At 48.3% G+C, this 13927-nt stretch carries 15 protein-coding genes; 11 read left to right on the top strand and 4 right to left on the bottom strand.

What is annotated here, in order from left to right; genetic code table 11:
• Nucleotides 1-7: 7 nt before the first annotated feature.
• Entirely contained in the window at nucleotides 8-511 is a 504-nt protein-coding gene (locus tag AC3ARB_RS07205) for an NUDIX hydrolase (RefSeq protein ID WP_488319903.1), read from the bottom strand.
• 141 nt (nucleotides 512-652) lie between these two features.
• Here AC3ARB_RS07205 and AC3ARB_RS07200 point away from each other — a divergent pair, with 141 nt between their 5' ends.
• Complete coding sequence (locus AC3ARB_RS07200; RefSeq protein ID WP_488319902.1) at nucleotides 653-1084, top strand: GNAT family N-acetyltransferase; 432 nt, start codon at nucleotides 653-655, stop codon at nucleotides 1082-1084.
• On the opposite strand, the gene AC3ARB_RS07195 is transcribed toward AC3ARB_RS07200, so the two are convergent.
• Complete coding sequence (locus AC3ARB_RS07195) at nucleotides 1081-1524, bottom strand: DUF1694 domain-containing protein (RefSeq protein WP_488319901.1); 444 nt, start codon at nucleotides 1522-1524, stop codon at nucleotides 1081-1083. The two genes, AC3ARB_RS07200 and AC3ARB_RS07195, sit on opposite strands and share 4 nt — an antisense overlap.
• 129 nt (nucleotides 1525-1653) lie before the next feature.
• Between AC3ARB_RS07195 and eno the strand changes: the two genes are divergently transcribed.
• Nucleotides 1654-2961 carry a surface-displayed alpha-enolase gene (gene eno, locus AC3ARB_RS07190; protein ID WP_488319900.1) on the top strand — a complete coding sequence of 436 codons (1308 nt, stop codon included), beginning with the start codon at nucleotides 1654-1656 and terminating at the stop codon, nucleotides 2959-2961.
• Between the two features lie 129 nt (nucleotides 2962-3090).
• On the opposite strand, the gene AC3ARB_RS07185 is transcribed toward eno, so the two are convergent.
• Entirely contained in the window at nucleotides 3091-3729 is a 639-nt protein-coding gene (locus AC3ARB_RS07185) for an MBL fold metallo-hydrolase (protein WP_488319899.1), read from the bottom strand.
• 130 nt (nucleotides 3730-3859) lie between these two features.
• On the opposite strand from AC3ARB_RS07185, the gene AC3ARB_RS07180 reads away from it, so the two are divergent.
• Complete coding sequence (locus AC3ARB_RS07180) at nucleotides 3860-5035, top strand: ATP-grasp domain-containing protein (RefSeq protein WP_488319898.1); 1176 nt, start codon at nucleotides 3860-3862, stop codon at nucleotides 5033-5035.
• A gap of 9 nt (nucleotides 5036-5044) precedes the next feature.
• Complete coding sequence (locus tag AC3ARB_RS07175; RefSeq protein WP_488319897.1) at nucleotides 5045-5800, top strand: esterase family protein; 756 nt, start codon at nucleotides 5045-5047, stop codon at nucleotides 5798-5800.
• A 391-nt stretch (nucleotides 5801-6191) separates the two neighbouring features.
• On the opposite strand, the gene AC3ARB_RS07170 is transcribed toward AC3ARB_RS07175, so the two are convergent.
• The gene (locus AC3ARB_RS07170) at nucleotides 6192-7022 is read right to left on the bottom strand and encodes an alpha/beta hydrolase (protein WP_488319896.1); all 831 of its coding nucleotides are present in this window, start codon (nucleotides 7020-7022) and stop codon (nucleotides 6192-6194) included.
• 117 nt (nucleotides 7023-7139) lie between these two features.
• Between AC3ARB_RS07170 and AC3ARB_RS07165 the strand changes: the two genes are divergently transcribed.
• The 7 genes from AC3ARB_RS07165 to AC3ARB_RS07135 all read left to right on the top strand — a co-directional run bounded on the left by AC3ARB_RS07165 (nucleotide 7140) and on the right by AC3ARB_RS07135 (nucleotide 12618).
• Nucleotides 7140-7436, top strand: coding sequence for a rhodanese-like domain-containing protein (locus AC3ARB_RS07165; RefSeq protein WP_488319895.1), 297 nt, complete (start codon nucleotides 7140-7142; stop codon nucleotides 7434-7436).
• 129 nt (nucleotides 7437-7565) lie between these two features.
• A complete protein-coding gene (locus tag AC3ARB_RS07160; protein WP_488319894.1) occupies nucleotides 7566-7811 on the top strand; it encodes a DUF2129 domain-containing protein in 246 nt (81 codons plus the stop codon).
• A 157-nt stretch (nucleotides 7812-7968) separates the two neighbouring features.
• Complete coding sequence (locus AC3ARB_RS07155) at nucleotides 7969-9156, top strand: ABC transporter substrate-binding protein (RefSeq protein ID WP_488319893.1); 1188 nt, start codon at nucleotides 7969-7971, stop codon at nucleotides 9154-9156.
• A gap of 168 nt (nucleotides 9157-9324) precedes the next feature.
• Entirely contained in the window at nucleotides 9325-10194 is an 870-nt protein-coding gene (locus AC3ARB_RS07150) for a branched-chain amino acid ABC transporter permease (RefSeq protein ID WP_488319892.1), read from the top strand.
• Between the two features lies 1 nt (nucleotide 10195).
• The gene (locus tag AC3ARB_RS07145; RefSeq protein WP_488319891.1) at nucleotides 10196-11143 is read left to right on the top strand and encodes a branched-chain amino acid ABC transporter permease; all 948 of its coding nucleotides are present in this window, start codon (nucleotides 10196-10198) and stop codon (nucleotides 11141-11143) included.
• On the top strand, nucleotides 11144-11908 hold the full coding sequence (locus tag AC3ARB_RS07140) for an ABC transporter ATP-binding protein (protein ID WP_488319890.1): 765 nt from the start codon (nucleotides 11144-11146) through the stop codon (nucleotides 11906-11908).
• Nucleotides 11908-12618: an ABC transporter ATP-binding protein gene (locus AC3ARB_RS07135; protein ID WP_488319889.1), complete on the top strand. Its 711-nt coding sequence runs from the start codon at nucleotides 11908-11910 to the stop codon at nucleotides 12616-12618. The genes AC3ARB_RS07140 and AC3ARB_RS07135 overlap by 1 nt, the downstream gene beginning before the upstream one ends.
• Nucleotides 12619-13927: the final 1309 nt, after the last annotated feature.

Genomic DNA, 13927 nt, shown 5'->3' with positions numbered 1-13927 from the left:
CTGGTACTCAATCCTTTTCGTCTAAAAATCGTCGCCGTAAGGTCTCTTCATGCCTTGGAATCAGTTTGTTGGCAGCCATAAAGTCAGCTAAGTCATCTGGTTTGATCCAACGGTAGTCGCTGGTTTCTTCCACTTGAAGCTGGACAGAAGCTTTGTCTTGATTGGTTCTGGCTCGGAAAATCTTGAAGTAGCACTGGTGTTCCTCATTGATGAAGCTGTCAAAGAGGTCTAGTTGGCTCAGTTCCAAACCCGTTTCTTCCAAGACCTCCCGCTTGATGGCCTGCTCTGCCATTTCCCCAAAGAGGGCAGAACCGCCGGCCGAGCACTCCCAATGGTTGGCGTAGCTGGCCTTGGTGCTGGCCCGCTGGACAAGGAGCAGGTCGCCGTCGGTGTGCTGAATCATGGCCTCAACGACCAGATGGTAGTGGCCGGCAGGGATGGGCTGGTCACGGTAGAGGACCAGGTCGGTCAAGCTGCCGTCAGCACGGTAAGCGTTCCATTGTTCAGTCATGTGTTATCCTTTCGGTCCTTATTTCGGTTATAAGTCAAGTGCTACTCCTGGAATGTGTCGATTTATGGTAGGGTTTGCAATTTTAGAGCAGTTCATTTAGAATAGGAGGTAGATGTCTGATAGTTGAATTGAGGTGATAAAATGACAGTAGAGCTTAAGAATAATCTGGACCCAGCAGTACAAGCTTTTTTTAAGACGGTTTTTGACCAACAGTACCTGGAAACATTTGGTCAACCGAATGACAAGTCACAAAATGGTCCCTTGGTTTTCACCATTTCAGAAGATGGGCAATTGATGGCTGCGATGTCTTGTGACCGTGCTTATGATGCCATTAAAATCAAGGATTTGGCTGTTAAAACGGAGCTGCAGCAATCAGGATTGGGGAGCCGTTTACTCGAACAGTTGAAAGAGTATGCTAGCGACAACGGCGTCACGCAACTTATCTTGACGACACGGTCCTATCAAGCCAAGGACTTCTATATCAAGCATGGCTTTCAGGTTTTTGGCCAGTTGGACCAGATGCCCTTTCCAGGAGTTAAGACCTATTACATGGTCTGTCCCGTAAGGACTTAACCAAAGAGTTTCTGCCAGAAGGATTTTTTCTGGCTTTTTTCTTCCTTGGGGGCCAATAGCTGAGCAAAGACCCTGTTGACATCTGGGTCAGCGACCTCAACTGCCTCTTGGGCGTGGACGATGAGGCCGTAGGGGGATCTAGCCTTGTCCTCAGCCACGATGGTGGCCGTGATGCCCAGGTCCTGGGCCGTTTTCAGGTAGGTCATGCTGACTTTCTGGTCCAGAAGGTCAGATAGCTTGACCTGGAGGTCAGGGTGGTTGGCCAGTAAGGTTTCTAACATAGTGGGAAAAGCTGTCTGGATGGCTGGTTTTGCAGCGTCAGCCAGGCTTATGGACAGGATGACCCGCTCGGCCAATGTTCCCAAATAACGGCGGTGCTGGTCGGGGTTGAAACGACGCTCGCCAGCTGCCGCCTCCAAGAGTTTTTTATCAATTGTCATGGTGTCTCCTTTGTCCCTATTATAGCCTAAATTGAAAAAAATTTGGGGAAGAAAGATTTTAATTTGCCTATTTTCTAAAATTATGCTAAGATAAAAAGGTAACAAATTAAACTCATAAGGAGAGTACTAATGTCAATTATTACTGATGTTTACGCTCGCGAAGTCTTGGACTCACGCGGTAACCCAACCCTCGAGGTTGAAGTTTACACCGAATCAGGTGCTTTCGGTCGTGGTATGGTGCCTTCAGGTGCCTCTACTGGTGAGCACGAAGCGGTTGAGCTCCGTGACGGCGACAAGTCTCGCTACCTTGGTCTTGGTACCCAAAAAGCGGTTGACAACGTGAACAACGTGATTGCTGAAGCCATCATCGGTTTCGACGTGCGTGACCAACAAGGTATCGACCGTGCTATGATTGCTTTGGACGGTACACCTAACAAAGGTAAACTTGGTGCTAACGCTATCCTTGGTGTGTCTATCGCCGTTGCTCGTGCAGCTGCTGATTACCTTGAAGTGCCACTTTACAACTACCTTGGCGGTTTCAACGCTAAAGTTCTTCCAACTCCAATGATGAACATCGTTAACGGTGGTTCTCACTCTGACGCACCAATCGCTTTCCAAGAGTTCATGATCATGCCAGTTGGTGCACCAACTTTCAAAGAAGGTCTTCGTTGGGGTGCTGAAGTTTTCCACGCCCTTAAGAAAATCCTTAAAGCTCGTGGTTTGGTAACAGCTGTTGGTGACGAAGGTGGTTTCGCTCCTAAGTTTGAAGGAACTGAGGACGGTGTAGAAACTATCCTTGCTGCCATCGAAGCTGCTGGTTACGAAGCTGGCGAAAACGGCATCATGATCGGTTTCGACTGCGCGTCATCAGAATTCTACGACAAAGAGCGTGGCGTTTACGACTACACCAAATTCGAAGGCGAAGGTGCTGCTGTTCGTACATCTGCTGAGCAAGTTGACTACCTTGAAGAGTTGGTTAACAAGTACCCAATTATCACTATCGAAGACGGTATGGATGAAAACGACTGGGATGGTTGGAAAGCCCTCACTGAGCGTCTTGGCAACCGTGTTCAGTTGGTTGGTGACGACTTCTTCGTAACCAACACTGAGTACCTTGCTCGTGGTATCCAAGAAGGTGCTGCTAACTCAATCCTTATCAAAGTTAACCAAATCGGTACGCTTACTGAGACTTTCGAAGCGATCGAAATGGCTAAAGAAGCTGGTTACACTGCCGTTGTTTCTCACCGTTCAGGTGAAACTGAAGATTCAACCATCGCTGACATCGCTGTTGCGACTAACGCTGGTCAAATCAAGACAGGTTCATTGTCACGTACTGACCGTGTGGCTAAGTACAACCAATTGCTTCGCATCGAAGACCAATTGGGCGACGTTGCAGCTTACAAAGGTTTGAAATCATTCTACAACCTTAAAAAATAAGATATAAGGGTTCAAGCCTACTATCAAAAGCGTTTAGAGGTACTTCTCTAAACGCTTTTTTGTTGTGTTGCAATAGATTTTATAGGTATATTAGAACCAGGCTGATCTTGTCAACCTGGTTTTTAAATGCTAATCTTGGAAGAATCGGTTAAAGGCTTTTTCCTGGCCAATGGTCGTGTTCATGCCGTGACCTGGGTAAACCGTGTAGTGGTCTGGCAGGGTGAAGAGCTGGGTCTTGATGCCTGAAATCAGGCTGTCGAAATCGCTGGTCGGCAAGTCAGCTCGGCCGATTGTTCCCTTAAAGAGGGCATCACCTGTGATGACGGCCTCTTCCTCCTGAAAAACAAAGGAAACGCCGCCGATGGAATGGCCTGGGGTCGGTCGAACCTCGAATCGGAAACCAGCCAAATCGTAAGTTTGGTGCTCGACAAAGTGATGGTCGGCAGGTCGGATGATGACGTCAGCCATGTCATCGTGGCGGGCTAAGCCAGAGAGGTTGTCTGTCGGCGTGTAGAGCCAGCTGGCCTCGTGCTCGGAGACGTAGACTGGTGGTTGACCAAACTGGTCCCGAACCACATCCACACTCATGATGTGGTCGTAGTGGGTGTGGGTCAAAAGGATGGCTGCCACAGGCTTACCAATCTTGGTCAGGGTCTCGACGATTTTGTCGCTGTCGCTTCCTGGGTCGATGACCAGAACAGCCTGGTCATTGGTCAAAAAATAGGTGTTTTCACCGGCCACGGTGTTGAGTAATTTTAGAATGTCCATAGACCTAGTCTAACAAAGTCTGTTGAAATTAGCAAAGAAATAATATTTTCAATATTTTCAGATAATTATCTGGAAATTTATCTTTTTTTGTGGTAAACTAGGTAAAAGTTTTCATTTAGGAGGTTTTAAGATGACTGTACAAAATTTTGTCTTGGTATCCCCTCATTTTCCGACCAACTTTGAGCCCTTTGCCAATCGGCTCAAGCAGGCTGGCATTCGAGCCTTGGGGGTTGCGGATGTGGCTTACGAGGACCTGTCTCAGGGCTTGCGGGATAACCTGACTGAGTATTACCGTGTGGATAACATGGAGGACTACGATCAGGTTTATCGAGCAGTGGCTTATTTTGCTCACAAGTACGGTCGAATTGACCGCATCGAGTCCCACAATGAGCACTGGTTGGAGTTGGATGCCAAGTTACGGACAGATTTTAACGTGACAGGCTACAAAACAGCAGACATGCTGGCCATCAAGACCAAGGCCCAGATGAAAGAAGTCTTTCGTCAGGCTGGTTTCGATGTTGCCAAGGGGCGGGTCTTTACCAGCCCAGCCGATGCTAGGGCCTTGGCCAAGGAATTGGGCTTCCCAATCATTGTCAAACCCAACTCAGGTGTAGGGGCATCGGATACCTATAAGTTCAAGACTGCCCAGGAACTGGAAGACTTCTTTGGCTATGCCAATCCGACGGTAGAATACATCATGGAGGAGTTTGTTGACGGGGACGTCATCACCTTTGATGGCCTTTGTGATCGTGATGGCCAGGTGGTTTTCTATGACGGCCTGTCCTACTCAGACGTGGTGCTCAACATGGTGACCCAGGACAAGGACATGTTCATGTACGTTGGTCAGGAACTACCAGCAGATTTGGTGGCCATGGGTCAAGCCTGCGTAGAGGCCTTTGGCATTAAGGAACGCTTTTTCCACTTTGAGTTTTTCCGCAAAAAGGCTACTGGTGAGCTCCTGCCCTTGGAAATCAATTGCCGTCCGCCAGGCGGGGCAACCATTGACCTCTGGAACTACGCTAACGACTTTGATATTTTCCAAGAGTATGTCAATATTGTCCAGGGCAAACCTTTTTCTGCCCAAGTCAGCAGGTCCTATATCTGTGGCTACCTGTCTAGGAAGGGCAATCAGAACTACGCTCATAGCCTTGATGACATTAAATCCAAGTTTGGTCCAGCCATCATTTCGATCCAAGAGGTTCCAGCCGTCTTTTCAAAAATCATGGGTCAGATTGGCCTGGTGATTCGTGGCAAGACCCTGGCTGATTTGCAGGCCATCATCGCTTATAGTCAAGAAAAGAAATAGGAGTAACAGATGCATTTTGAACGACGCAGCCACTGGAGTGGCAACCTGGGCCGGGAAATGGCCTTCAACGTCTATGGCCATGCGGGTAAGCCAGTCATTGTCTTTCCCTCATCTGGCGGTAGCCAAAACGAATACGGCGATTTTGGCATGATTGAGGCCTGCCAGGACTTTATCGACCGTGGCTTGCTCCGCTTTTATACCCCTGACTCGGTGGATAGCGAGTCTTGGCTTCATCTTTATAAGTCTGCTCATGACAAGGCAGCTGCTCACGAGGCTTATGACCGTTATATCGTTAGCGAATTGGTGCCGCTGATTCGCCATGAAACGGGATGGACAGGTGGCCTAGTGGCCACAGGTTGTTCTATGGGAGGCTACCACACCATGAACTTTGCCCTACGTCACCCAGACCTCTTTGACGTGGCTGTGGCCCTGTCAGGTGTCTATGATGTCCGTTTTTTCACAGGAGATTTTCATGGGGAGGAACAGGCCTACTACAACTCGCCCATTGACTACCTCTGGAATCAGACGGACAGTTGGTTCCTCGACCGCTACCGTCAAAACCGCTACATTGTGGCTGTTGGTCAAGGGGCTTGGGAAGAACCCCACATTCACGACACCCGACGCCTACAAGAGGCCTTTGCGGCCAAGGGCATTCCAGGTTGGTTCGACTTCTGGGGCCATGACGTGGCCCACGATTGGGACTGGTGGCGCCAGCAGATGCCTTTCTTCCTGCGTCAGCTGGAGCAAGAGGGCCGTTTGTATTAATTTGTTGAAAATAGCTCAGCTGTCACCTTGTGCAGCTGAGTTTTTCTGATTTAGGGTAGAAAAAAAGAGGCTGGGACTTGGTCCAGACCTCGTTAGTCTTTTCTCATGAGTTAAACGTGCCGCAGTGGTTGAGTGCTTCAAGGTGTGTCGGCCTTGAAGGTGAGAAATCCTGGTTTTTTCTTTGCAACTCGACCCTTTCTTTGCTGATTTCATTAGCTATTACAGCTCTTATGACTGTTGCGAGCTCAATTCGTCACCTCAAACAGCCGTTTCCCAACAGGTGGTGGGAGTGAAACAGGCTAGTGGACTGTTTCAGCCCCAACCGTAAACATTAGAGAGGCGAGGGAAAATCGAAACCAGCAGGTTAGCGATTGGGCCCCACTTACTGGTTCTAGTCTTTGAGGGTGAATTGGAGGAACTCCAGGAAATGATCGGCCCAATGTTTTTCATGGTGGATTTCATTGGCCATGATGTGGAGGTCGATGTTGTCCACATCAAGACCTGTCCGGATCAGGGACTGGTAGTAACGCAGGCTACAATCAATGTAGGCCTGGTTGAGGTTGGAAATAAAGAGCTCATCAATCTCATCCCCCTCATTGGTCCCTACTTGGATAAAGACCTTGCTGGCGGGATGAAGGGGATGGCTGTTACAGAAGCGGAGGAAATCCCGCTCACTGAACCAAGAGGCCAGAGAGAAGACGCCCAGATTGCCAAAGACCTCTGGGTAGGCAGCTCCCATGTAGGCGGTGATGATGCCGCCCATTGAAGAGCCTGCAAGCAGGGTATGCTCTCGGTCAGGCTTGGTTCGGTAGGTCTGGTCGATGAAGGGTTTAACAATATTAACCACCCAGTCCCCGTAGGCCATGCCGTCACCACCGACACTGGCCGTCTCAGGGGTTTTGCCCACATCAGTCATCCAAGGGGCGTATTCGTGGAGGCGATTTTCCCCAGCGTTGTCAATACCGACCACAATGACCTTAGGCAGGTGGCGGTTGTTTTTCAGGGTCGGAATGACCTTCCAGGAATGGCCTGAGAAGGCCTCCTTGCTGTAAAAGACATTTTGACCATCGTGCATGTAGAGAACGGGATAACTCGCCCAGTCTTCCTTGTCGTAGTCTTTGGGCAGGAGAACTCGAATCCGACGCTCTTCGTTATAATAAGGAACGGTCAGGACATGTTCGTCCATCTTGAGGTAGTAGTTGTTGAGTTTGGTTGGTAACATAAGTCCTCCTCAGGTGTTTTCCCTATTATACCATAAGGAGACAGTGGTGTGAGCTAAAATCTTGTTTGTTATGGAAAAAAGTTGTAAACTAAAGAAAAGATTAAAGGAGGTTTTCAGATGACTGAAAAACACCGTAAGGATTTAGAAGCCAACGCTCTTCTCTTGGATGTCCGCACTGCAGAACTCTATGCTCAAGGCCACATTGATGGCAGCCAGAGCCTGCCTTTAGAGGACTTGGCGACCGCTGAGTTGCCTGAGGACAAGGACCAACCCATCTATGTGCATTGCCGCCTGGGTGTTAAGTCCAAGGAAGCCAAAAGCATTTTGGAAGAAAAAGGCTACACTAATGTTGTCGATTTGGGCAGCATTGACGACATGAAAGAGCGTGGTTTTGACTACGTCGAGGGTCAATAGCAGAGCTATTAAGCAGGTTGGAAGAGGTTTCCAGCCTTTTTTGCTGGTCAGCTCGGCTATTTTCCCAAGAACTTGCCCAAAGGGCCTTATCGTGATATGATAGAGAAAAGCAGTTAGAGGAGGCGTTTTATGTTACATCCAGACCGTTTAGGGGTTTTTATCTACCTTTACTATAATCGTGAAGCCAGAAAGCTCAATAAGTTCGGAGATTTTCACTATCATTCTAAGCAGGGCCGCTATGTGTTGCTTTACGTCGACCGTGAAGAGGTAGAGGAGACTGTCAAGCAGCTCAAACAACTCAAGTTTGTCAAGGAGGTCAAGGTTTCTCTTCTGGATGAGATTGATCGGGATTTTGTGGGAAGTCTTCAGCGGTAAAAATTTTTAGAAAATTTGTAAAAAAAGTAGGTCATATGGGTTGACAATTTTCTGATAATTCTGTATCATTGATAACATACCACGTTAGCAGTGGTTTTTCAGAAAAAGTAAATGAATTTCTGAAAAGAAAATATAGAACGATTTGAGGAGATTTCCCATGAAAAAAACATTGACCTACGCAGCTTATACCCTTTTCAGTGCCGCTGTCTTGACTGCCTGTGGTGCTGCCCCGTCAGCAGCTCCAGCTGGTTCTGCTAATGCCGCTGGTACAGAAGTGACGGAGACTATCAAACTTGGTTACAACTTGGAGCTTTCAGGTGCCGTAGCAGCTTACGGTGCTGCTGAGAAAAACGGTGCTGACCTGGCGGTTGAGATGATTAACGAAGCTGGTGGTGTCGACGGTAAGAAAATCGAAGTTGTTTCTAAAGATAACAAGTCTGAAACAGCTGAAGCAGCTACTGTTGCAACCAGCTTGGCCACTCAAGACAAGGTTGTTGCCGTAGTTGGTCCTGCAACATCAGGTGCGGTGGATGCCGCTGCACCAAACGTGACTGCTGCTGGTGTGCCACTGGTAACTCCTTCTGGTACCAAGGACAGCTTGACGGTTAACGCTGATGGAAGTGCTAAAGAGTACATTTTCCGTGCCACCTTCCAAGACAGCTTCCAAGGTCAAGTCTTGGCCCAGTATGCTGATAACACCTTGTCAGCTAAGAAGGTTGTCCTTTACTACGATGCCTCAAGTGACTATGCTAAGGGTATCGCAGACACCTTCAAAGCGACTTACAAGGGTGAAATCCTTGCGGAAGAAACCTTCCAATCAGGTGACAAGGACTTCCAAGCTGCCTTGACCAAGCTCAAAGATAAAGGTTTCGATGCCATCGTTATGCCAGGTTACTACACTGAGACTGGTTTGATCACTAAGCAAGCCCGTGAGATGGGGATCGACAAGCCAATCCTTGGTCCTGACGGATTTGCTGACGCTAAGTTCATCGAATCAGCTGGTGCGGCTAACACCAACAATGTCTTCTACGTTTCTGGTTACTCAACCAAGGTTGAGCTTTCTGACCAAGCTAAGGCCTTCGTTGAGGCTTACAAGAAGAAATACGGTGAAGAGCCAAACATGTTTGCAGCCCTTGCTTATGACTCTGTTAACATGATTGCTGAAGCAGCTAAGGGTGCCAAATCGTCTCAAGAAGTGGCAGCTAACTTGGCTAAGTTGGCGGACTTTGCCGGTGTAACTGGTAAGATGACCATCGATGAGAAACACAACCCAGTTAAATCAGCTATCATGGTTGGTTTGAAAGACGGTAAAGAAGAAACTGCCGAAGTGGTTGAGGTTAAATAAGCTGATTAAGTCAGTATGACCATAAGATAAAGATTCTAAGAGGCTGGAGCTGACATCCAGCCTCTTAGCTGGTATAATAGTAAAGTTAGCTCTAGCTGATTTGTCAGTCTTTTCTGAAAAGACTGACCAGCTGGGCTATGACCAAAAAAATAGAAAGATTGGTGACTTATGCTCCAACAACTTGTCAACGGGCTGATTCTGGGATCGGTTTACGCCCTTCTGGCCCTGGGTTACACCATGGTTTACGGGATTATCCGCCTGATTAACTTCGCCCACGGTGACCTCTACATGATGGGGGCCTTTATCGGCTACTATCTGATCAACCAGCTCAAGCTCAATTTCTTTGTGGCCCTGATTTTGGCCATGGCCCTGACGGCAGCTATCGGGGTTCTGATTGAGTTTCTGGCCTACCGTCCTCTGAGAAATTCCACCAAGATTGCGGCTCTGATTACCGCTATCGGGGTGTCCTTCTTCCTGGAGTACGGCATGGTTTACCTCTTCTCAGCCAATGTGCGGGCTTTCCCGCAGGCTTTGGAGACGGTTAAGTATGACCTGGGCCTCTTCTCCATTACCAACGTTCAGCTGACCATTCTGGGGGTTTCTTTGGCCCTCATGGTCCTCTTGCAGTTCATCGTTAAGAAGACCAAGATGGGTAAGGCCATGCGGGCCGTTTCGGTGGATAGCGATGCCGCTCAGCTCATGGGGATTAACGTTAACTCGACCATCAGCTTTACCTTCGCTCTGGGTTCTGCCCTGGCAGGTGCAGCTGGTGTCCTGATTGGCCTTTACTACAATTCCATTGACCCGCTGATGGGCATGGTGCCTGGGGTTAAGGCCTTCGTAGCAGCCGTTCTGGGCGGTATCGGGATTATCCCTGGTGCGGCTCTGGGTGGCTTCATCATCGGTCTCTTGGAAACCTTCTCTGTTTCCATCGGTCTATCTAGCTACCGGGATGCGGTGGTTTACGGCATCTTGATTTTGATTCTCCTGGTTCGACCAGCGGGTATCCTTGGTAAAAATGTGAAGGAGAAGGTGTAAGATGAAAAAAAATCTTAAAGTCAACCTGATTTGGTTGGGTCTGATTATCGGCCTTTTCGTCATTATTCAGGCCTTGGCAGCCAGCGGTGTTCTGGGGATTTACCACTTGCAGATTCTGATGGGAATTGGGATTTCCATGATCATGGCTCTGGGAACCAACTTGATTCTTGGTTTCTCTGGTCAATTCTCTCTGGGTCAGGCTGGTTTTATGGCCATCGGTGCCTATACGACAGCTATTCTGACCCGCTCCATGCCAACCTATGCTGGTTACTACCTGTCCATGTTGGTTGGGATGATTGTTGCTGGTCTGGTGGCCTTGGCAGTTGGTATCCCAACCTTGCGGTTGAAGGGTGACTATCTGGCCATTGCGACCCTGGGTGTGGCGGAGATTATCCGTATTGCCATCATCAACGGTGGCAGCCTGACCAACGGTGCGGCTGGTATTTCTGGGGTTCTGCCCTACACCAGCTGGCAGACGGTCTTTGTGGCTGTGGTTCTGATTACCGTTTTGGTCATGAACTTCCTGAGAAGCCCTATGGGGCGTGAGGTCATCTCAGTTCGTGAGGACGAGATTGCGGCCGAATCGATGGGGGTCAACACCACCAAAATCAAGGTCATCACCTTTGTGATTGCGGCCATGACGGCTTCCGTTGCTGGTTCGCTCTATGTGGGCTACATCGGGACCATCGTTCCTAAGGACTTCAGCGTCCTGCGGTCCATCGAGTACTTGATTGTGGCGGTATTTGGCGGTCTGGGTTCCATGACTGGTACCATGGTATCGGCTGGGGTTCTGGGCACGCTCAACATGTTCCTCCAAAGTGTCTCTGACCTGCGGATGATTATTTACTCTTTGGCCTTGATTCTTGTCATGGTCTTCCGTCCAGGCGGTCTTCTGGGGACCAAAGAGTTGCAGCTCAGCTCATTTTTCAAGAAAAAGGAGGGCAAGTAGATGGCACTCTTAGAGGTTAAAAACCTAACTAAACATTTCGGTGGTCTGACCGCTGTCGGCGATGTGACCATGGAGCTCCATGAGGGCGAGCTGGTCGGCTTGATTGGCCCTAACGGGGCGGGTAAGACCACGCTCTTTAACCTCCTGACGGGCGTTTATGAGCCTAGTGAGGGCACGGTCACGCTTGACGGGACGGTGTTAAATGGCAAAGCACCTTATACCATTGCCAGCCTTGGTCTGTCTCGGACCTTCCAAAACATCCGTCTCTTTAAGAACATGACCGTTTTGGAAAATGTTCTGATCGGTCTGGGCAACCAGACCAAGCCTCACCTGCTGGCATCCTTCCTGCGTCTGCCAAAGTTTTACAGCCATGAAGCAGAGCTGAAAGAAGAAGCTCTCAAACTCTTGGCCATCTTTGGTCTGGACACGGATGCGGATACCCTGGCTAAGAACCTGCCTTACGGCCAGCAACGCCGTCTGGAAATCGTTCGAGCCCTGGCCACCAAGCCTAAGATTCTCTTCTTGGACGAGCCAGCGGCAGGTATGAACCCTCAGGAAACGGCTGAATTGACCGCTCTGATTCGTCAAATCAAGGACCAGTTCGGCATCACCATCATCCTGATTGAGCACGACATGAGCCTGGTTATGGAAGTCACCGAGCGGATTTATGTGCTGGAATACGGCCGCTTGATTGCCCACGGCACGCCAGAGGAAATCAAGGTCAATAAACGTGTTATCGAAGCCTATCTGGGAGGTGAAGCCTAATGTCTATGTTGAAAGTTGACAACCTATCTGTCCAGTACGGCGTTATCGAGGCCGTTAAGGACGTCTCCTTCCATGTTAACGAGGGAGAAGTCGTGACCCTTATCGGTGCCAACGGTGCTGGTAAGACCTCTATCCTGCGGACCATCTCTGGTCTGGTTCGCCCAAGTTCAGGAACCATTTCTTATTTGGGCAATGAAATCCAAAAAGTTCCTGCTCGTAAAATCGTGGCAGACGGTCTGGCTCAGGTGCCAGAAGGCCGTCACGTCTTTGCCGGTCTGACCGTTATGGAAAACCTGGAAATGGGTGCCTTCCTCAAGAACAACCGTGAGGAAAACCAGGCAAACCTGAAAAAAATCTTCGCCCGCTTCCCACGTTTGGAAGAGCGGAAGAACCAGGACGCCGCCACCCTGTCAGGTGGTGAGCAGCAGATGTTGGCCATGGGGCGGGCTCTCATGAGCCAGCCTAAGCTCTTGCTCCTTGACGAGCCGTCTATGGGTCTGGCACCGATTTTCATCCAGGAAATCTTTGACATCATCCAAGACATCCAAAAACAAGGGACAACTGTTCTCCTCATTGAGCAGAATGCTAACAAGGCCCTCTCCATCGCTGACCGTGGTTATGTTTTGGAAACAGGAAAAATCGTTCTGTCTGGTACAGGACAAGAGCTCCTGGCCTCTGATGAAGTAAGGAAAGCCTATCTGGGTGGATAAAATGTGACTGGCGTCACATTTTATGGTATAGAAATAGGAAGCAGTCGGTTGCCGACTGCTTTTTCCTTGCAAGGCTGACGCCTCGTTTTATTGTCTGTGAATCAGAAGTCGCGGCAGCGACTTTTCTGTTTATGCGACTAAATGTCGCGTTTTAGGTGACGAAATGAGAACCGCCGGTAGGCGGTTTTCTTTATCCTGTGATTGACGTCACATTTTATTGTCTGTCGATAGAATGTCGCGGTAGCAATTTTTCTTCTTAACATAGTACAGAGTACGATTTTAGTGTCTACGAATAGAAAGCAGTCGCGTTTGAGTGACTGCTTTTTTGACGAGGCTGACGCCTTGTTTTATGATGGCTAGAAGCGATTATAAAAAAGACGTTGACGGAAAACGTGAACGCCTTAGCTTTTAGTCTTGATATTTTTCAAATAACTCACTAAGAAACCGATGTAATAGATAAAAGACAGGATCAGTATCTCTTTCAAATGAATGATGGTAAATTCGAATTGAAATCCATACATGATGCCATCAATACAGATGAAATGGATCATCAGGGTATTGAGCAATTGAAAAAAGAGAAAGCGACCATTTTTCTCTAACTTTTTAGGCAACTGGAACAAACAAAAAATGATGCTTTGAATTCCTGTCAGAAAGAATAAGACTAAGATAGTACCAACGATGAATATTTTGATAGCGTCATCTTCATAAAATGGCGGAAATGGTGGAACTAGGTATAAAAAAACAAAGTAAATAATATTAAAAATAAAATAGTTCAGAATAAATTTTTTCTCTTTTGAACTCATAGGAACACTTCCTTAATCATCCGATTAAACTCACACATGCTAGCGTCAAGTATTTAACACTTTGAATGATACCATAAAGTTGTAGTTTTTTACAGGGATAACACGGTGCCAGTTGTCAGCTGTTCCAGTCATTTGCGTGACTTGTTTTAACAGTTATCGTTCGCTCTCGCGGTTAGCGAGACTATTTTTCACGATTATAATTCGTCCTCGCAGTTAGCGAGACTTATTTTCACGCTTATCGTTCGCCCTCGCAGTTATCGAGACTATTTTTCACGCTTATCGTTCGCCCCCGCAGTTATCGAGACTATTTTTCACGCTTATAGTTCGTCCTCGCAGTTAGCGAGACTTATTTTCACGCTTATCGTTCGCCCTCGCAGTTATCGAGACTATTTTTCACGCTTATCGTTCGCCCCCGCAGTTAGCGAGACTTATTTTCACGCTTATAGTTCGTCCTCGTAGTTAGCGAGACTTATTTTCACGCTTATCGTTCGCCCCCGCAGTTAGCG

The organism is Streptococcus sp. ZY171113, assembly GCF_057748235.1.
This window is presented reverse-complemented; position numbering and strand designations above follow the sequence as displayed.